Genomic DNA, 18,204 nt, shown 5'->3' with positions numbered 1-18,204 from the left:
CGCCCCGGGCCGCCGTCAACCTCAGCGCTTGACGATCACGTAGTAGATCGTGGCGCCGAGCAGCGCGCCGATCACCCACGAAAACCCGGACAGGCTCTCGAGCGCCGGCACCCAGACCGTGCAGATCGAGAAGATCCCGGCGATGGCGAAGGCCATCATCGCGCGGCGATTCCAGCCATTGTCGTAGTAGTACTGCCCTGTCTCGTCGCTCGAGAACAGTGCATTCAGATCAATGCTCTGCGACTTCACCAGGTAGTAGTCGGCGATCATGATGCCGTAGACCGGGGCCAGGATGGCTCCGAGGGTGTTCACGAAACCGAAGATGCCGATCTGCGAAATCGTCGAGACCCACAGCGCACCGATGATGAAGCCGCATACCGAGGTGATGGCGCCACCGACCCGGAAATCGATCTTTGACGGGGCCAGGTTCGCCAGGTCATAGGCCGGCGGAATGAAGTTGGCCACCAGATTGATGCCCACGGTGGCGGCGAAGAACATGAGCGCCGCGATGATCGTGAGCGGCAGCGAATCGACCCGCTCGACCATCTCGGTGGGATTGGTGACGGTCTCGCCGAATACCACCGCCGTACCGGCGGTGACGATCAACGCAATGAGCGAGAAGAACGCGATGTTCAGTGGCAGGCCGAAGAAGTTGCCCTTTTTCATCTGCCGCTCGCTGGCGACGAAACGCGAGAAGTCGCCATAGTTGATCACGACGGCGGCGAAGTAGGCGATCATCGTGCCCACAACGGCGAAGAACGCCGCCACGGAGCTGCCCTCGTAGTCGCCCATGCCCTGGAAGATCGTGCCCAGCTGCGGGAGCAGATCGGAACCCGCCTCAAGCCAGATCAGCCCGGCCAGAATCAGCATGACGATGTAGACGAATGGCCCGGCAAAGTTCAGGAAACGACTGATCCAGTCGATCCCCCGCCAGAACAGCACCACCTGAAAACCCCAGACGATGATGAAGGCGACCCAGGACAGGGTGTTCATGCCCAGCAGCATCCCGCCGCTGTCCGCCGAGCCGCCAAACAGCGAGAACAGCAGCATCGCGACCGCCGTCGAGGCAAAATAGGTCTGGGCGCCGTACCAGAAGATCGCCACGATGCCGCGCACCATCGCTGGAAAATTGGCGCCGCGGACGCCCATGCTGACCCGGGCCATCACCGGAAAGGGGATGCCATGCTCAACGCTGGGCCGACCCATGAGGTTGACCAGCCACATGACGAAAAAACCGGCGACCAGGATCGCCAGAAACACACTCCAGCCGTTGAGCCCGTAGCTGATGAACAGCGATGCGGCCAGGGTGTAGCCGAACAACGACTGTACGTCGTTCGCCCAGACGTTGAAGATCTCGAAGGCGCCCCATTTTCGGGCAGACTTTGGAATCGGCGCCAGATCCTCGTTATAGAGCGACGGATCGTGGTTTTCGAGGCGGTCAGTCATCACGGGACTCCCTGCGTTTGCACCTGCATGGTGCATTTTTGTTTAAAATCAGACGGTTAACAGGACACGAGCCTGCAATCATTGCGCATACGGATTTCGTATGCAATCCGTCGGTCTGTTGGATACGATGTTGTGTACAAAATTGGAGGCGAGAGAGTTGAGCGAGCAACGGGACAGAACAAGCGACGAAGCGATCTATCAGGCCGTGCGCACGGCGATCGTCGACCACCGGCTGAGGCCCGGCGATCGGCTGCCGGAGGACACCCTGGGGCAGACCTTCGGGGTCAGCCGGACCAGCATCCGCAAGGTCCTGCAGCGACTGTCCATCGATCGGCTGGTGGTGCAGCGGCCGCGCCGCGGCGCGGAGGTCAACCGACCTACCGCCAGGCAGGCGGCGGATGTGTTCGCCAACCGGCGCCTGCTGGAGTGCGGCAGCATCCCTGCGGTGGTCAGGCATTTCACGCCCGAGCATCACCGTGACCTGCATGCGCTTGTCCAGCGTGAGCAGGCCGCCCGACGCGCCGGCGATCGCAGCGCGGCCATCAAGCACTCGGCGGATTTTCATACCCAGCTGATGGCAGTCACCGACAACGAACTGACCCGCGCCTTCGTCGAGCAGCTGAGCTCTCTGTCCTCATTGATCATCGCGGTCTATGGCACGCATCAAAGCATTGGCTGCGACTGTGGCGAGCATGACGAACTGCTGCGGCTGCTCGAAGCCGGCGCGGTGGAGCAGGCCGAGCGCTGGATGGATCACCACCTGCGCGAGATCGAGGCGAGCCTCGAGTTTGCCGAGGCGCCGCGCGAGGCCCCCGACTTTTCCACCCTTTTCGACGACTCGGAAATCGCTTCATGACCCATCCCAACCCGCGCGACCTGATTGGTTACGGCCGCCATCGTCCTGATCCACAATGGCCCGGTGGTGCCCGGGTTGCCGTGCAGTTCGTGCTCAACTTCGAAGAAGGCGGCGAACGCTGCGTCCTCGAGGGAGACGCCCATGCCGAGACGTTTCTCTCGGAGATCATCAACGCGCCGGCCGTCGCCGATCGCCACATGAGCATGGAATCGATCTATGAATACGGCAGTCGGGTGGGCGTCTGGCGGGTGCTCCGCGAGTTTCAGCGGCGCGGCCTGCCACTGACCGTCTTCGGCGTCGCCCGGGCCCTGCAGCTCAACCCCGAGGTGACCGCAGCGCTGCGCGAGGCGGACCACGAAATCGCCTGCCATGGCTATCGCTGGCTCGACTATCAGGGGATCGATGAGGCCACTGAACGCCAACACATGCAGACCGCCATCGAGATCTTCCGGGCGCTGACGGGACACCCGCCCGAAGGCTGGTACACGGGCCGGGACAGCCCCCGGACCCGGCGCCTGGTGGTCGATCAGGGGAATTTCCTGTACGACTCGGATTACTATGGCGACGAGCTGCCTTTTTGGATGCCGGTCGAGGACACCCATGGCGAGCCCCACCACCAGCTGGTGGTACCTTACACGCTGGATTGCAACGACATGCGCTTCGCCACCCCGCAGGGTTTTAACAGTGGCGATCAGTTTTTTGCCTATCTGCGCGACAGCTTTGATGTCCTCTACGCGGAAGGCGCGGACCAACCGGGCATGATGTCGGTGGGACTCCATCCACGGTTGATCGGGCGTCCGGGGCGGTTCCGCGCCCTGCAGCGGTTTCTCGACCATCTCGAAAGCCACGCGGATGTCTGGGTGACGCGCCGCATCGACATCGCCCGGCACTGGCAGCAGCTCCATCCCGCTCCCGGGGTCACCCGCGCATGACCATCACCCTGACCGCCGAACCCCTCACCGCGAAGCGCTTCGCGGCCTTTGGGTCGGTCATCGACACCCGGAGCACCGATCCCTTTCCGATCAACAATGGCCTGACCGAGCGCTACCACCGCCTGGCCGTCGCGACGGCCGAGCCGGCCCCGGCATCCTCCGCCGATGAGGGCCAGGCCGAAACCATCATCAGCATCTTTCTGGGCCAGCCGTATTCACTGCCCGCGGAGCTGTGGATGCTCGAGCGGCACCCACTCGGCAGTCAGGCGTTCATGCCCCTCGAACAGCGTCCCTGGCTGGTGGTGGTGGCGCCCGCCGGCGAACCACCGGCAGCCACCGCCCTGCGCGCGTTCATCGCCCGCGGCGACCAGGGCGTCAACTATGCCGCCGGCGTCTGGCACCACCCGCTCATCGCCCTGCAGGCTGCTTCGCAGTTTCTGGTGGTGGATCGCGATGGCCCCGGCAACAACTGCGACGAGGCCCCGCTCGAGGAAACAATTGTCGTGACAACCACGGAGCTGCCCTGACCATGACCACCAGCCCCTACGCCCTGCCCCCCGGCGGCGTCCCGGATCAGTCTGGACACATCAGTGGTCGCGCCGTGTTCAGGACCGCCTACGCGGTCATCCCCAACGACGTGCTGCGGGATATCGTCACCAGCCGCCTCCCGCACTGGTCGCAGACCCGGGCATGGATCCTGGCCCGGCCACTATCGGGATTCGCCGAAACCTTTTTTCAGGCCATCCTTGAAGTGCAGCCCGGCGGAGGCAGCGCACGGCCCGAGCCGGATCCCGACGGCGAAGGGGCCTACTTTGTGCTGGCCGGTACGCTTGAAATCGCCTACGCCGACCGCACCGAGCGGCTCGGCCCCGGCGGATTCGCCTGGATGGCGCCCGGCGAGCGTTACACCGTCACCAATCCCGGCACCGGGCCGGTCACCTTTCACTGGATTCGCAAGGCCTACCAACCGGTGGCGGATATCGCCACACCGGCCAGCTTCAGCGCGCCTGCCGACAGCGTCGCCCCCGTCGCCATGGCCAATGCCGAGGGCCGCTGGCGGACCACGCGCCTGATCGATCCCGATGACATCGGCCACGACATGCACGTCAACGTGGTCAGCCTTGACCCCGGCGCCCTGATTCCGTTTGCCGAAACCCATGTCATGGAGCACGGCCTGTACGTGCTTGAAGGAAAGGCCGTCTACCGCCTCAACGAGGACTGGGTCGAGGTCGAGGCCGGTGATTTCATGTGGCTGCGCGCATTCTGCCCCCAGGCCTGTTATGCCGGGGGAACCGGGCCTTTCAGCTATCTCCTGTACAAGGATGTGAACCGCCACCCGAGCTTGCAGCTGCGCTGACCGGTCCGCTCAGCGTCTGCCGCCAGAGCGCTTGCAGCGCCGTGTCGTACCAGCCCGATACATCCGGGGCGCCAGGCCGGGCGCTGTCACCCAGCCACTCCGCCAACCGCCGCGCCAGCGCATCGGCATCACCAGCGGGATAGCGATACTCGGCGGGATATTGCTCGGGATAAACCAGCGCATCGGGCACCAGCGGGGTGGCGCCGGCGGCCGTCGCCTCAAGCATCCCCAGTCCCTGGAATTCATGGATGGCGGTACTCACGACCACCCCTGCGCGGTCCAGCAGGGCATCATACTCGCCGCGCGGCACACGGCCGTTGGCGATGACGCGATCGCCCAGGGCATCCAGGATACGCGACAGGGCGGGTGGCGGCGGATGGGGTCGGGGACCGAGCAGCGCCAGCCGAAACGCATGGCCGGCCTCGGCCAACCGGATGACGGCATCGGCGAACACCTCAGGCGCCTTGTCGTACTCCCAGCGATGATTCCAGAGGATCAATCGTGCATCCCGTGATACGCGACCCGGCGCGGGCGGAACGATTGGCACCGGCACAACCGCGGTTTTCGGGGCCAGACGCTCGACGATGCCCGCTGGCACCGCATCCGGCATGCGCCGCAGCAAGGCCGCGACACCGTCGAGAAAGCTACCGCGGTTCCACTCGGAATTGAACAGCAACCGGTCGGCCGCCAACGCGCCATAGAGCTGCACGATCTGCGGCTCGACCGAGGGCCGCTGCCCGGGCCCGACCGGATAGGCGAACTGGTTTTCGTGGAAGTAATAATCGGTGGGGATCCCCGCGAGGGCCGGATGCAATCCGCGCAGCGTCGCCAGATCGACCATCGAGGTGGCCAGCACCCGATCGACGCCCTGACTGGCCTCGGCGATGTGATCGATCCACGACAGCGGATTGCCGCGAATGCGCCATTTGAAATGCCGCCCGGGGAGCGTCAGGCACCGCCAGTCGATGTCGGCGAAGCGCTGCTCAAGCCATTGCGTCCACCAGGCATGGCTATCCGCCTGATAAGCCGACAGCAGCAGAATGCGTTGTCTCATGCCGCGATTATAGGCGTTGTACCTTGACCCGTCCCGGCGCATCGGTTTGAATATAGCGGTTCCGGCGGCCAGGTAGCTCAGTCGGTAGAGCAGACGACTGAAAATCGTCGTGTCGGGAGTTCGATTCTCTCCCTGGCCACCACTCCTCTTGAATCCCATGATGCAGTCGCTTTTCCCCATCCTTGGCATCTTTGCCGTCTTTTCACCCGCATTGATGCTGCCGGGGCCGGACTTTGTCGCGGTGGTCCGCAACACCGTGGCCCGTGGGACGCGCGCAGGCGTGCTGACCGCGGTCGGCGTAAGCCTGGGGATCACCTTCTATGCCGCATTGAGCGCGCTGGGGCTGTCGGCACTCACCAACCGCATCGAGTGGTTCGAGGTGGTGGTGCGGGCCGGCGGATCGCTGTTTCTGGGCTATCTCGGCATACGTCTGGTGCTGACACGCCTGCCGGTACGCCACATCGAGCAGGAAGCGGTGCGGGTACCCGCCGGTCCCCGCAACCCGATTCTGCTGGGGCTGCTGATCAACCTGACCAACCCCAAGGCGATCGTCTTTTTTGCAAGCATCTTCGGCAGCGCCATCAGCCCCACGACACCGACGCTGGTGATCGGGGTGCTGATCAGCGTGATTGGTGTCTGCGCGCTGGTCTGGTTTTCCACCGTCAGCCTGCTGACCGCCTCCACCGGCATGCTGGTGCGGCTCGAGGATCACCAGCACTGGATCGAGCGGCTGGCCGGCGTGGCCTTTCTGGGGTTTTCGGCCAAGATCGTCTACGACCTGTTGCTGGCCTAGAACGGATCAGGGCCCCAGCTCCTTGACCGCTTCCATGGCCACGTAGGTACTGGTGGAAGCCACATACGGGAGGCTGGAAATCGATTCGGCAAGCACCCGCCGATAGCTCGAGATCCCGGGCGTGCGCACCTTGAGCAGATAGTCGAACCCACCGGCGATGAGGTGGCATTCCTCGATCTCGGGGATATCGCGGGCGGCGGCATTGAAGTCGCGCAGCGCGGTCTCGCGGGTATCCGACAGGCGCACCTCGACGAACGCCACATGCGCCGCGCCGATGCCGATGGGGTCGAGGATGGCCCGATAGCCGCGAATCACCTGGCTTTTCTCAAGGCGCTGCAGGCGCGCCTGGGTGGGCGTCTTGGAGCGGCCGATACGGCGGGCGAGCTCGGCCACGCTGATGCGGCCGTTCACGGAGAGCACCCGGAGGATGGCGCGGTCCAGACGATCGAGGGAAAGGGTTTTGCCCGGTTCATCCGTCATTTAAAAGGCCTCCAGAACAATTCGTTTGACCTTCTGATCCGTCTTTTTCAGGCCAATCTATCATTTTTTCTCGTTTATGGTGATTGGCATGGATATTCGAATCAGTGCCCTCGATAGCAATCGTCCCGTCGAACTGCCGGCGGCCCTCACCCATGGCATGCGGCGCTCGGAGATCACCACGCTGCAGCGGCTCGTCGACCGGGCGGCGCTGTCCCCGGCCCAGCGCCGCGCCATCGTCGCGGATGCCGCCGGCCTGGTGCGCGAAATCCGCCAGAGCGCCCGTCCCGGGCTGATGGAGGTGTTTCTCGCCGAGTATGGCCTGTCCACCGACGAGGGCATCGCGCTCATGTGCCTGGCCGAGGCCCTGCTGCGGGTGCCGGATGCGCCCAGCATTGATGCCCTGATTGAGGACAAGATCCGCCCGTCCGACTGGGGCCAGCACATGGGGCATTCCAGCTCCAGCCTGGTGAACGCCTCGACCTGGGCGCTGATGCTGACCGGCCGGATCCTCGACGATCCCGGCAAGGGCGTCACCCGCAACCTGCGCAGTGCCGTCAAGCGCCTTGGCGAGCCGGTGATCCGGACCGCGGTCGGGCGCGCCATGCGCGAAATGGGCCGGCAGTTCGTGCTGGGCGAGTCCATCCAGGCGGCCCTCAAGCGAGCGCGCGGGCAGGAGAAAAAGGGCTTCACCTACTCCTACGACATGCTGGGCGAGGCCGCCCGCACCGCGACGGACGCCGAGCATTATTTCGAGGCCTACCGCGACGCCATCCTGCGCATCAGCGCCGCCGCGCGCCATGACAGTGCCCGCGACAATCCGGGCATCTCGGTCAAGCTCTCGGCGCTGCACCCGCGCTACGAGCTGGCCCAGCGCGACCGTGTACTCACCGAGTTGGTGCCGCGGGTCACCGCCCTCGCCCGGCTCGCCGCCGACAAAGGCCTCGGGTTCAACATCGACGCCGAGGAGTCGGATCGGCTCAACCTCTCGCTGGAGGTGGCCGAGGCCATCCTGCAGGACCCCGGCACCGCCGGCTGGGACGGCTTTGGCATGGTCATTCAGGCCTATGGCCAGCGCGCCGCCGACACGGTGGACTGGCTCTATGCGCTGGCCGGACGACTCGATCGACGGATGACGCTGCGTCTGGTCAAGGGCGCCTACTGGGATACCGAGATCAAGCGCGCCCAGGCGCTGGGCGTGGATGGTTTTCCGGTATTCACCCGCAAGGCCGGGAGCGACGTCAGCTATCTGGCCGTATCGCGCCAGCTGCTGGGAATGACCGACCGGCTCTACCCCCAGTTCGCGACGCACAATGCCCATTCAGTCGCGGCGATCATGGCGATGGCCGGGGAGCAGGCCGTACCCGCCGAGGCCTTCGAGTTTCAGCGCCTGCACGGCATGGGCGAGCGCCTGCACGACATCGTCATGCAGCGTCACGGCACCCGCTGCCGCATCTATGCGCCGGTGGGCGAGCACCGCGACCTGCTGGCCTACCTGGTGCGGCGGTTGCTGGAAAACGGCGCGAACTCCTCATTCGTCAATCAGATCGTTGACGAGAACGTCCCGCCGGAGACCGTGGTCGCCTGTCCGTTCGAAGCGCTCGACGATGTTGTCCACCCGGTCAACCCCAAGCTTGCCAACGGCCCGGAACTGTTCCAGCCGGTGCGCCGCAACGCCCGGGGGTTCGATCTGGGGGACATCGCCGATCTGGACTGCATCGAGGGCGCCCGGCGGCCTTACCACGCCCGCCGTTTTGAGGCCCGACCACTGCTCGCCGATAGGGCAGCCGCCGAGGGAGCTGAGGGGCACGACCACCCCAATCCCGCCGATCCCGCCGACATTGTCGGCACGGTCTACGACGCCAGCCCCGGTGACGTCGAACGCGCCATTGAAGCCGCCCGGCCGTGGCCGGCTTCACCACGTGAGCGGGGCAACATCCTCGAGCGGGCCGCCGAGCTCTATGAACGCGACTTTGGCGAAATCCTGGCCATCGTCGCCCGCGAGGCCGGCAAGAACCTGCTCGACGCCGTTGGCGAGCTGCGTGAGGCCATCGACTTTCTCTACTACTATGCCCGCCAGTCCCGGCAGCTCGAGCCCGAGCCGCGGGGGCGGTTCGCCTGCATTTCACCGTGGAACTTCCCGCTGGCCATATTCACCGGGCAGATCGCCGGGGCACTGGCCGCGGGCAATGCGGTACTGGCCAAGCCCGCCGAACAGTCTCCGCTGACCGCGGCCAAGGGGGTGGCGCTGCTCCATGAAGCCGGTGTGCCCGTCTCGGCCCTGCAGTTTCTGCCCGGTGACGGGGGGCGCGTGGGGGCGGCCCTCACCGCTGATTCGCGGATCGACGGCGTCGCCTTCACCGGCGGGACCGAAACGGCACAGGCCATCCATCGCAGCATGCATGGCAACCTCGACCCGGGGGCACCGCTGATCGCCGAGACCGGCGGCCTGAATGCCATGATCATCGATTCCACGGCGCTGCACGAGCAAGCGGTGCGCGATGTGATCGCCAGTGCCTTCCAGTCGGCCGGTCAGCGCTGCTCGGCGCTGCGCTGCCTGTATGTACAGGAGGATGTCCGCGACGATTTCATGCGCATGCTGCTGGGTGCGATGGATGAACTGCGCCTGGGCAATCCCTGGCAGCTGTCCACCGACGTGGGGCCGGTGATCGACGCCGAAGCGGCCACGGCGATCAACGGTTACGTCGCCGCAGCCCGCCGTCACGGGCGTCTGATCAAGCAGGTTGAGGCCCCCGAGAGCGGCCACTTCGTTGGCCCGGCGGTCATTGAGGTTGATGGCATCGACGACCTCGAGCGTGAGGTCTTTGGTCCCGTGCTGCATGTCGCCGGCTATCAAGCCGAAGACCTCGACGCGGTGATTGATGCCATCAACGCTCGTGGCTACGGACTGACCTTCGGGGTGCACACCCGCATCGAGGACCGCGTCCAGCACATCGTCGACCGCGTCCATGCCGGCAACCTGTACGTCAACCGCAACCAGATCGGCGCGATTGTCGCCAGTCAGCCCTTCGGCGGGGAGGGGCTTTCAGGGACCGGGCCCAAGGCCGGCGGCCCCGATTACGTGCCCCGCTTCGCCCGTGGGACGCCGCCACCGGCCATCGGCCAGCCCGGCGCCGAGCCGGCGGATGTCGGCGCCATCCAGGAGATGCTCGAGACCAGTGCCAATGCCCCCATGCCCGCCCAGGGCATGGACATGCCGGGCCCCACCGGCGAGTCCAACCGCCTCTATCATGTTCCCCGGGCCCCGCTGCTCTGCCTGGGGCCGGGGGTCGAGGCCGCCGCCGAGCAGCGTCGCCAGGTGGAGGCGCTGGGCGGCGTGGCCATCGAGGTGCCCGGGGCACTGCCAGCCAGTGCGCTGGAGACACTGACCGGTTTTTCGGCAGCGATCTGGTGGGGCGACACCCCCGCCGGGCAGTCGTATGCCCGCGCCCTCGCGCAGCGCGACGGCGTCATACTACCGCTGATCACCGGTCGCCCGGACCGTGCCCACGTCAATCACGAGCGCCACGTCTGCGTGGACATCACCGCTTCCGGTGGCAACGCCCAGCTGCTCGCCAAGGTGCAGTAACCCGCGGCGACTGCACGCCGCTTTACTTCCCGCAGGCGGGCTCCCAGAATGCGGCGCTTTTTATCCATGGGGGGAAAGCGCCAATGGCCAGAACGCCGGATCACTACGGGACAGGCACAAACAATCAACGCATCTTTGGTGACCCCTGGGTCTTCGGGATCAGCGCAGGGTTCATACTGCTGTTTGTCGGCCTGTCCATCCTTGATGTCGATCTGGTCAGTCAGCTGGTGGGCGGCGGCTTTGCCTGGACGGCCAAGTACCTGGGCTCATACTTCCAGCTGCTGCTGCTGCTGACCTTCGTCATTGCCATCGCGGTGGCCATCTCGCCGGCCGGCGGCGCGGTCATGGGCGATCTCGACACCCCCGAGATGAGCACCTTCCGCTGGGTGGCCATCATCATGTGCACCCTGCTGGCCGGTGGTGGGGTGTTCTTCGCCGCCGGTGAACCGGTGTACCACTTCATCGCCCAGACGCCGCCGGCATTTGACACCGAGACCGGCACGGTCGAGGCCATCCGCGGCGCCCTCGCCCAGTCATTCATGCACTGGGGCTTTCTTGCCTGGGCGGTGCTGGGCGGGCTGACCAGTCTGGTGCTGGTGCACGCGCACTACGTCAAGGGGCAGCCCCTGCAGCCCCGCACCCTGCTCTATCCGGTGTTCGGCGACCGGGTCATGCGCGGCGCCTTTGGCGGCGTCGTCGATGCGGTGTGCGTGATCTCGGTGGTGGCGGGCACCGTCGGCCCCATCGGCTTTCTGGCCACCCAGGTCGCCTTTGGCGGCAGCGTGCTGTTCGGCCTGCCCGATGGCTACGGCACCCAGCTGGCGGTGCTGGTGGTGCTCGGCGGGATCTATGTGACCTCGGCGATCACCGGCATCCATCGCGGCATCCAGATGCTCAGCCGCTTCAACGTCTACCTGGCACTGGCCATTGGCGCGGTCATCCTGGTGTTCGGGCCCACGCTGTTCCTGGTCGACGCCTATACCCAGGGCATGGGGGCGTATCTGGGCAACTTCCTCGCCATGGCCACCATGACCACCCAGACCGCGCCGGACTGGTGGATGAAGTGGTGGACGGTGTTCTTCTTTGCTTGGTTCATCGGTTATGGGCCGCTGATGGCGCTGTTCGTGGCGCGGATCTCGCGCGGGCGCACCGTCCGCGAAATGATCCTCGCGGTCTGCGTGGCCGCTCCGGTCGCCACCACGGTCTGGTTCACGCTGCTGGGCGGCTCGGGCATCTTCTACCAGCTGAACGGCAGCATCGATCTTGCCGAAGCGCTGACCAACTTCCGCTTTGATGTCGCCACGCTCACCGTCGCCCAGGCCCTGCCACTGGGCTCGGTGATGGCCGCCGCGATCCTGCTGCTGACCACCATCTTCGTGGCCACGACCGGCGACTCAATGAGCTACACCATCTCCATGGTCGCCACCGGGCACGACCGTCCCGAGACAGGCGTTCGCGCTTTCTGGGGGATCGCCCTGGCGGTGATGGCCGCGATCCTGCTCTACATGGGTGCCGGGCAGATCTCGGCACTGCAGCAGTTCATCGTGGTGACCGCCATCCCGGTGTCGCTGGTGCTGCTGCCATCGCTGTGGACCGGGCCGAAAGCGGCCTATGCCATGGCGCGGGCCCAGGGCCTGGTACGCTGAGGTCCGGTCCCGGGCAGGGCCCGATCAGGGCTCGACCGGCTCGAGCAGCGCCGGGTCATCCTCACTGGGTCGATTGACCCGGGGGGACACCGGCCACGCCTCAAGCGCCTCGGGGTCGAGGCGCTGGACGGCCCGGCGGATATCCGCCCGCGCGGTCAGCTGGGGATCAAGCCAGCTCGCCCAGCACCCGGGGTCCAGCACCAGGGGCATGCGCGGGTGAACCGAACGGGCGATGCCGCGCGCCGGCTCGGTGATGATGGCGCAGGAGCGGCCTGCGTCGGTGCCGTCTTCCGGGGCCTCGGTCCAGATGCCGGCATAGGCGATCAGCGGGGCATCCGTTGCGGTGAAATACCAGGGTTGCTTGCCGGCGTCGGTGGCCTGCCACTCGAACCAGCCGTTGGCCGGGATCAGACAGCGCCGATGGGCAAACGCATCACGAAAGTACGGCGACGTGGCCACGGTCTCGGCCCGGGCATTGATGGGGGACGGCGCATCACTGCCCGCCCAGTGCGGGTGAAAGCCCCAGTGGTCAAGCGCCAGCCGCGGTGCCGTCGAGGCCGGGTCGGCATGGGCGGTCAGAATCGGCCGGCCGGGGGTGATGTTGTAACCACCGGCCGGCGCATCGGATTCTTCGAGCCCGTCGCCGGCGCCCATGGCCCGGGCCACGGCATCGGCGCTGACGTGGCGGTCAAAGCGTCCGCACATGGCGCAGGCCGTCGCTGTAGTGGCTAGATATCGATGCAGATCTTGCCAAAGTGGGCACCGCTTTCCTCGTGCTGGAAGGCCTCGACCAGCCGATCCAGCGGAAAATGCCGATCAATGACCGGCTGGATGCCGGTGGCTTCCATGGCCTCGACCAGATCCTGCTGATCGCGCCGGCTGCCGACGAGCACGGCCTGCAGACGCTGCTGACGCAACAGCGCCTGAATCAGCGGGAAGTCGCCGTTCACGCCGGTGAGCACACCGATCAGCGAGATGTGCCCGCCCACGGCGGCGGCTTTCATCGACTGCTGCAGCGTGCCCGGGCCGCCCACTTCAACGACATGATCGACACCGCGGCCCTCGGTCAGCGCACGGACCTCGTCTCCCCACTCGGGGGTGTCGCGGTAGTTGATCACCGCCTCGGCGCCCATCGCCCGCAGCCGTTCAAGCTTTTCGTCGCTCGAGGAGGTGGCGATCACCCGGGCGCCGGCCGCCACGGCCATCTGCAGGGCATAGATCGACACCCCGCCGGTGCCCAGGGTCAGCACGGTCTGACCGGGCTTGAGGTTGCCGTTGACGAACAGCGCCCGCCAGGCGGTGACACCCGCCGTGGTCAGCGTCGCCGCCTCGGCATGGCTCCAGCCTGCCGGGATGCGGGTAAAGGCGTTGGCGGAACGGGTCACGGATTCCCGTGCATAGCCATCAATGCCATCGCCGGGTGTCCCGCCAAAGCCCTCATCGGTCGCATCACCGTCCACCCAGTCCGGGAAGAACGTGCTGACCACCGCATCCCCCACGGCAAACTCGTCGACCCCCTCGCCCACGGCGGTCACGTCACCGGCACCATCGGAAAGTGGGATACGCGACTCGTGCCGGGGGGCCATCGGCCCTTTAACGACCCCGTAGTCATGGTAGTTCAGGGAACTGGCGCGCAGTCGGACGGTGATTTCGCCGGCGGCGGGTGCCGGCGGGTCGGCCCGGTTGTCGAGGCTGACCTGATCGAAGCCACCGCCAGCGGCGATTGTCAGTGTCCGGTTCCCCATAGCTTTCTCCTCAGCGTGAATGCCTGACTGTTATAGAGCGTCATGCTGAGCACGCTGGCGGATCGACGCAACCATTCACGCCCCGACAGGCCTAATCCGGGGGAACACGCAGCTGGGACTCGCATTCGCGGCGCACCTCGGCAAACGCCTCGGCGACCCGGTCGGTGGGCAACAGCCGTACCAGACGTCGGTCATCCGCCCGGCGTGATTTGATCAGCCAGCCATCCGCCACCAACTGCGACAGGTTGTAGCGAACTCCCGTCACCGAATAAGGCAGCGTCGCAAGCAGCTGCTTCACACTCAGCGGCGTTTGCGCGTTGCTGGCGCGGGTCACCGCCACCAGAATGTCGAGCGCAATGAGGGAGGCACCGTAGGGGAGCGCCGGCGAGATCGACTCCCTGAGCTTTGCGGTCAGGTCCGCGTCGGCAAGCATTGTCTGCCGTTCCATGGCAATCCCTTGTGTCCCCGTACGATGTTGAAGCTAGTCATGCCATCCCCCCGTCGCAATTAAATTCAACTACTAAATTAAACCCCTTCCTCGCACTGGCCTCGAGCCACCGACAGAATGTGGACCTGCATCAGATCAGCGGCGCTTTCACCGTCCGCGTTGGCGAGCGCCTCGATGATGCGGGCGTGCTCGTCGATGGCGTTGGCCATGACCGGGTGGTCCAGGCCATAAGTGCTGCGCGCGGAGATGGCGCCGTGCATCACCGTCTCCAGCGAGCGCTGCAGGCGGCGACTGCCAGCCGCGGCCATGATGGTCTGGTGAAACTCGAGATTAAGATCACTCAGCCAGTCATGGGGCGGCGAAGCACGCTGCAGCAGGGTGAACTCCTGCTCCACGATGGCCCGCAGGCGCGTGAGCTGGGTCGCGCGGATGCGAACCGCCGCGCGCCGGGCGGCGTACGCCTCGAGCAGGGCGCGGATTTCGAAAACCTCGTGACTGTCCTCGCGGGTCCACTCGATCACCCGGGCGCCGCGGTAGGGGATGTTCTCCACCCAGCCATCGGCGGCCAGCCGTGAAAGGGCCGCCTGCACGGGCGCCGGCGAGGTACCCAGCTCATCGGCAATCATCTGCTGTTTGAGGAAGTCCCCGCCGCGAAAGCCGCCCTCGAGAATGCGCTGGCGGATGGCAAGGCAGATCTGATCGGTCACCGTGTCCATGAAGTCCTGATGTCAGCTCAACGATGCGACTCCATTGGATATTGCGCCGTGGGCCGGCGTGTTGCAATGCTGGCGGTTTCAGCCCGGACCTGCTCGAGGAAACCCGCCAGCCGCGGCCACTGCGCGGCCAGCTCGTCGCTGAGGTCATGCCCGCCCTCGAGCCATACCTGCCGGGTCGTTTCCGGCGGTCCTGCCCGGGCCAGTGCCTCGGCATCGGCCGGGGGGATCACCGTATCGCCCCGGCCATGGGCGATCAGCACCGGAATGTCCAGTCCGCGAATGACCTTCACCGGTGCAATAGTGTCAAAGCGATGACCGATCACCGCCTCGATGTAGCGCAGCACCAGCCAGCCCAACGGCACATAGGGGATATGCCGGGCGGCCAACCAGCGCTGCATCATGCGCGTCGGATGGACAAACCCGGACAGACTGATCACCGCATCAATGTCGTCGCACCACGAGGCCGCCAGCAGCGTCGCCGCCGCGCCCACCGAGTGCCCGGCCACCACCAACGGACCCTCGTCACCGGTGTCATGGCGTCGCAGCCAGCTCACGGCCGCGACGATATCCTCGGCAAAGCGTGGCATCGATGAAAAGGTATCGTCATCGCTGTTGCCATGATTGCGGACGTCGAAGACCAGCACCTGCCAGCCCGCCTGCTGCAGCGGTCGCGCGAGAGCCAGCATGAACACCCGGTTGACGCCCCAGCCGTGACAGATCACGACGCGGCCGACGCGCGGATCCCCCGCCAGCAACCAGCCTGACAGCCAGCGCCCGCGGCGGGTGCGGAACCGCACACGGTCGGCGACGACACCATAGTCCGCCGGCGTCCCCCTTACCGGCCGGCGGGGCGCCGCGAGACTGCGGCGCAGCCAGACCGCGCCACCCGCGAGCAGCGCAGCCACCACGGCCACCGCCGTAATCAGGCCGACCATCTCGACAGGCACAGGCGACGCATGGGCCACTGACTGGGGGAGAGCGGTCGGGCGTGTTCGGACGCGGGCATATCGGGCTGTTCTGGCGGAGGGGTGACTAATGTATCAATATTCAGCGAAGCGGCAGTGGCCCGAGCGGCGCGCCTGAGCGCTGCGACGCCGGACGCCGCACCACTGCGGTACAATGATCGCGTTGAATGATCAGGCCGCATTGAGGGTCTGACGATCCACAAGCAATGGCGGAGCAGGCTCATGTTGATATCACGGCGTTTTTCGACCCTCGGGTTGCTCATCACTCTTGCCGCGCTGGTGGCTGGCTGCGCCTCGGTCAGCGGGAGTGGCGAATACAACCGCAGCTACGACTTCTCCGGCCTCGAGCGCACGGCGGTCGTCTCAGTGGATGGGATCGGCGGCCAGGCGGCCCGCGACCAGGTGGCCAGCATGTTCAATCAGGCCCTGCTGGGCCGCGGCTACAGCCCCATCGAGCGCAGTCAGATCAAGGAAGTGCTCAGCGAACAGGACTTCTCCCGCTCGGCCGTGACCAGCGCGTCCGGGGCCGCGCGCGCCGGTGAGATCCTCAACGTTGACAGCGTGGTGCTGGTCAATGTGCCCGAGTTCGGCGACGACATGAGCATGAGCGCCCAGATGGTCGATGTGCAGAACGGCACGATCCTGTGGTCGGCCTCCGGCAGCGCTCGCAGCGGTGCCGGTATGACGCGCCGTGCCGGCCAGATTCTGGGCGCCATCGGCGGCGGCATCATTGGCGCCGAGGTGGGTGATGACAGCGGCACCGGCGCCATCATTGGCGGTGTCGGCGGCGCCGTTGGCGGCGGCATCGCCGGTGACGCCCTGTCAAAGCAGCGTCAGGAGCAGACCGCCGTGCTCGTTGATCAGTTGACACAGAGCCTGCCCGAGCGGGGCCAGGGAGGATCCTGATGAGTGATGAACTGCCGGCGGCGGCTGGAGCCGCGTGAATAGACCGCGCCTATCGATTGGGCCGGAGCGCTGCATTTTCCCCCGCGCGTGATCCGGCCTATTATTGATGTTTCAGCTTCAATGCAGGGTCGATTGACATGCCGATGTACAGCTCCAAACCCAACGCCCGCCACGATGATGTCCCGCGTCTGGGGATTCTGGTCACCAATCTGGGCACACCGGATGCGCCCACCACCCCGGCGCTGCGCCGGTATCTGGCCGAGTTCCTGGGCGATCCGCGGGTGGTGGAGATCAACCGGGTGCTCTGGTGGCTGCTGTTGCATGGGGTCATCCTGCGCACGCGTCCGAAAAAATCCGCGGCCGCCTACGCAGAAGTCTGGGAAGAGGGTGGCTCGCCGCTGCTGACCATTGGCAAGGATCAGGTCGCCGGCATCGACGAGCGGCTGCAGGAGCGCCTGGATGGTCCGGTGTCGGTAAAGCTCGCCATGCGCTATGGCAACCCCTCGATCCGTGAAGGCCTGCAGGCCCTGCGCGACGAGGGTGCGGAGCGCATCCTGGTGCTGCCGCTCTACCCGCATTACTCGGCCACGACGGTCGGCTCGACCTACGATGCCGTGTTTGACGAGCTCAAGAAGTGGCGGCGGATCCCCGAGCTGCGGCTGATCGGCCAGTATCACGATGATCCGGCCTATATCCAGGCGCTGGTGAACACCATCCGCGAGCATCGCGAAACCAACGGCAAGCCCGAGAAGATGCTGTTCTCGTTCCACGGCATGCCGCGACGTTATCTGCTCAATGGCGACAACTATCACTGCCAGTGTCAGAAGACGGCGCGCCTGGTCGCGGAACAGCTCGGTCTGGCGGATGACGAGTGGCAGGTGACCTTCCAGTCACTGTTCGGTCGTGAGGTCTGGCTGCAGCCCTACACCGACGCGACAGTGAAGTCGCTGGCGGAGTCAGGCATGAAAACGCTCGATGTGATCTGCCCCGGGTTCTCCGCCGACTGCCTCGAGACACTCGAGGAGATCGAGGGCGAGAACGCGGAGATCTTCGAGGACAATGGCGGCGAGCACCTGCGCTACATCCGTGCACTCAACGCACGCGATGACCACCTCGACATGCTGACCGATCTGGTGGTGGACCACATTCAGGGTTGGCCCGAGGCTGATCCGGCGATCAAGCGCAGCCGTCGGGATCCGCAGAAGACCCTGGAGCGGGCGCGGGCCATGGGCAGCAGTCAGTGGATGGATGAATAGCGCTGATCACGGTCTTTG

General features: G+C 65.9%; 17 protein-coding genes and 1 tRNA gene. 10 read left to right on the top strand and 8 right to left on the bottom strand.

What is annotated here, in order from left to right; genetic code table 11:
• Positions 1 to 21 precede the first annotated feature (21 nt).
• Positions 22 to 1,446, bottom strand: coding sequence for an NCS1 family nucleobase:cation symporter-1 (locus BA899_RS08585; RefSeq protein WP_148121521.1), 1,425 nt, complete (start codon positions 1,444 to 1,446; stop codon positions 22 to 24).
• Positions 1,447 to 1,603: 157 nt separating this feature from the next.
• On the opposite strand from BA899_RS08585, the gene BA899_RS08580 reads away from it, so the two are divergent.
• The 4 genes from BA899_RS08580 to BA899_RS08565 are packed head-to-tail and all read left to right on the top strand — an operon-like array spanning position 1,604 to position 4,591.
• The gene (locus BA899_RS08580; protein WP_198515221.1) at positions 1,604 to 2,302 is read left to right on the top strand and encodes a GntR family transcriptional regulator; all 699 of its coding nucleotides are present in this window, start codon (positions 1,604 to 1,606) and stop codon (positions 2,300 to 2,302) included.
• On the top strand, positions 2,299 to 3,234 hold the full coding sequence (gene puuE / locus BA899_RS08575) for an allantoinase PuuE (protein ID WP_148121520.1): 936 nt from the start codon (positions 2,299 to 2,301) through the stop codon (positions 3,232 to 3,234). The genes BA899_RS08580 and puuE overlap by 4 nt, the downstream gene beginning before the upstream one ends.
• Positions 3,231 to 3,761, top strand: coding sequence for an ureidoglycolate lyase (locus tag BA899_RS08570; RefSeq protein WP_148122689.1), 531 nt, complete (start codon positions 3,231 to 3,233; stop codon positions 3,759 to 3,761). Before puuE ends, BA899_RS08570 begins: the two co-directional genes overlap by 4 nt.
• A 2-nt stretch (positions 3,762 to 3,763) precedes the next feature.
• A complete protein-coding gene (locus tag BA899_RS08565; RefSeq protein WP_148122688.1) occupies positions 3,764 to 4,591 on the top strand; it encodes a bifunctional allantoicase/(S)-ureidoglycine aminohydrolase in 828 nt (275 codons plus the stop codon).
• Here the strand turns inward: BA899_RS08565 and BA899_RS08560 are convergent.
• The gene (locus BA899_RS08560; protein WP_159300351.1) at positions 4,536 to 5,645 is read right to left on the bottom strand and encodes a DUF3524 domain-containing protein; all 1,110 of its coding nucleotides are present in this window, start codon (positions 5,643 to 5,645) and stop codon (positions 4,536 to 4,538) included. The genes BA899_RS08565 and BA899_RS08560 overlap by 56 nt on opposite strands.
• A 66-nt stretch (positions 5,646 to 5,711) precedes the next feature.
• On the opposite strand from BA899_RS08560, the gene BA899_RS08555 reads away from it, so the two are divergent.
• Positions 5,712 to 5,787, top strand: a tRNA-Phe gene (locus BA899_RS08555).
• 15 nt (positions 5,788 to 5,802) lie between these two features.
• Positions 5,803 to 6,438: a LysE family translocator gene (locus BA899_RS08550; protein ID WP_198515219.1), complete on the top strand. Its 636-nt coding sequence runs from the start codon at positions 5,803 to 5,805 to the stop codon at positions 6,436 to 6,438.
• A 6-nt stretch (positions 6,439 to 6,444) separates the two neighbouring features.
• Here the strand turns inward: BA899_RS08550 and BA899_RS08545 are convergent, their stop codons facing one another.
• Positions 6,445 to 6,918, bottom strand: coding sequence for an Lrp/AsnC family transcriptional regulator (locus tag BA899_RS08545; RefSeq protein ID WP_110882335.1), 474 nt, complete (start codon positions 6,916 to 6,918; stop codon positions 6,445 to 6,447).
• A gap of 88 nt (positions 6,919 to 7,006) precedes the next feature.
• Here BA899_RS08545 and putA point away from each other — a divergent pair, with 88 nt between their 5' ends.
• On the top strand, positions 7,007 to 10,504 hold the full coding sequence (gene putA / locus BA899_RS08540) for a bifunctional proline dehydrogenase/L-glutamate gamma-semialdehyde dehydrogenase PutA (RefSeq protein WP_159300350.1): 3,498 nt from the start codon (positions 7,007 to 7,009) through the stop codon (positions 10,502 to 10,504).
• 83 nt (positions 10,505 to 10,587) lie between these two features.
• Positions 10,588 to 12,150, top strand: a complete 1,563-nt coding sequence (locus tag BA899_RS08535) for a BCCT family transporter (protein ID WP_148122677.1) — start codon at positions 10,588 to 10,590, stop codon at positions 12,148 to 12,150.
• A gap of 24 nt (positions 12,151 to 12,174) precedes the next feature.
• On the opposite strand, the gene BA899_RS08530 is transcribed toward BA899_RS08535, so the two are convergent.
• The 5 genes from BA899_RS08530 to BA899_RS08510 form a co-directional block, all read right to left on the bottom strand.
• On the bottom strand, positions 12,175 to 12,855 hold the full coding sequence (locus BA899_RS08530; protein WP_159300349.1) for an SOS response-associated peptidase: 681 nt from the start codon (positions 12,853 to 12,855) through the stop codon (positions 12,175 to 12,177).
• Positions 12,856 to 12,878: 23 nt separating this feature from the next.
• On the bottom strand, positions 12,879 to 13,895 hold the full coding sequence (locus tag BA899_RS08525; protein ID WP_144346980.1) for an NAD(P)-dependent alcohol dehydrogenase: 1,017 nt from the start codon (positions 13,893 to 13,895) through the stop codon (positions 12,879 to 12,881).
• A 91-nt stretch (positions 13,896 to 13,986) separates the two neighbouring features.
• Positions 13,987 to 14,343 carry a hypothetical protein gene (locus tag BA899_RS08520; protein ID WP_159300348.1) on the bottom strand — a complete coding sequence of 119 codons (357 nt, stop codon included), beginning with the start codon at positions 14,341 to 14,343 and terminating at the stop codon, positions 13,987 to 13,989.
• A 77-nt stretch (positions 14,344 to 14,420) separates the two neighbouring features.
• Positions 14,421 to 15,059 carry a GntR family transcriptional regulator gene (locus BA899_RS08515; protein ID WP_148122674.1) on the bottom strand — a complete coding sequence of 213 codons (639 nt, stop codon included), beginning with the start codon at positions 15,057 to 15,059 and terminating at the stop codon, positions 14,421 to 14,423.
• 17 nt (positions 15,060 to 15,076) lie between these two features.
• Positions 15,077 to 15,994: an alpha/beta hydrolase gene (locus tag BA899_RS08510; RefSeq protein WP_159300347.1), complete on the bottom strand. Its 918-nt coding sequence runs from the start codon at positions 15,992 to 15,994 to the stop codon at positions 15,077 to 15,079.
• A 252-nt stretch (positions 15,995 to 16,246) separates the two neighbouring features.
• On the opposite strand from BA899_RS08510, the gene BA899_RS08505 reads away from it, so the two are divergent.
• A complete protein-coding gene (locus tag BA899_RS08505; protein ID WP_159300346.1) occupies positions 16,247 to 16,930 on the top strand; it encodes a CsgG/HfaB family protein in 684 nt (227 codons plus the stop codon).
• Between the two features lie 137 nt (positions 16,931 to 17,067).
• Complete coding sequence (gene hemH / locus BA899_RS08500) at positions 17,068 to 18,186, top strand: ferrochelatase (protein WP_110882327.1); 1,119 nt, start codon at positions 17,068 to 17,070, stop codon at positions 18,184 to 18,186.
• Positions 18,187 to 18,204: the final 18 nt, after the last annotated feature.

Source organism: Spiribacter sp. SSL99, assembly GCF_009805925.1.
Lineage (GTDB): Bacteria > Pseudomonadota > Gammaproteobacteria > Nitrococcales > Nitrococcaceae > Spiribacter > Spiribacter roseus.
The sequence above is the reverse complement of the archived record's forward strand: the minus strand, read 5'-3'. Positions and strand labels throughout refer to the sequence as shown.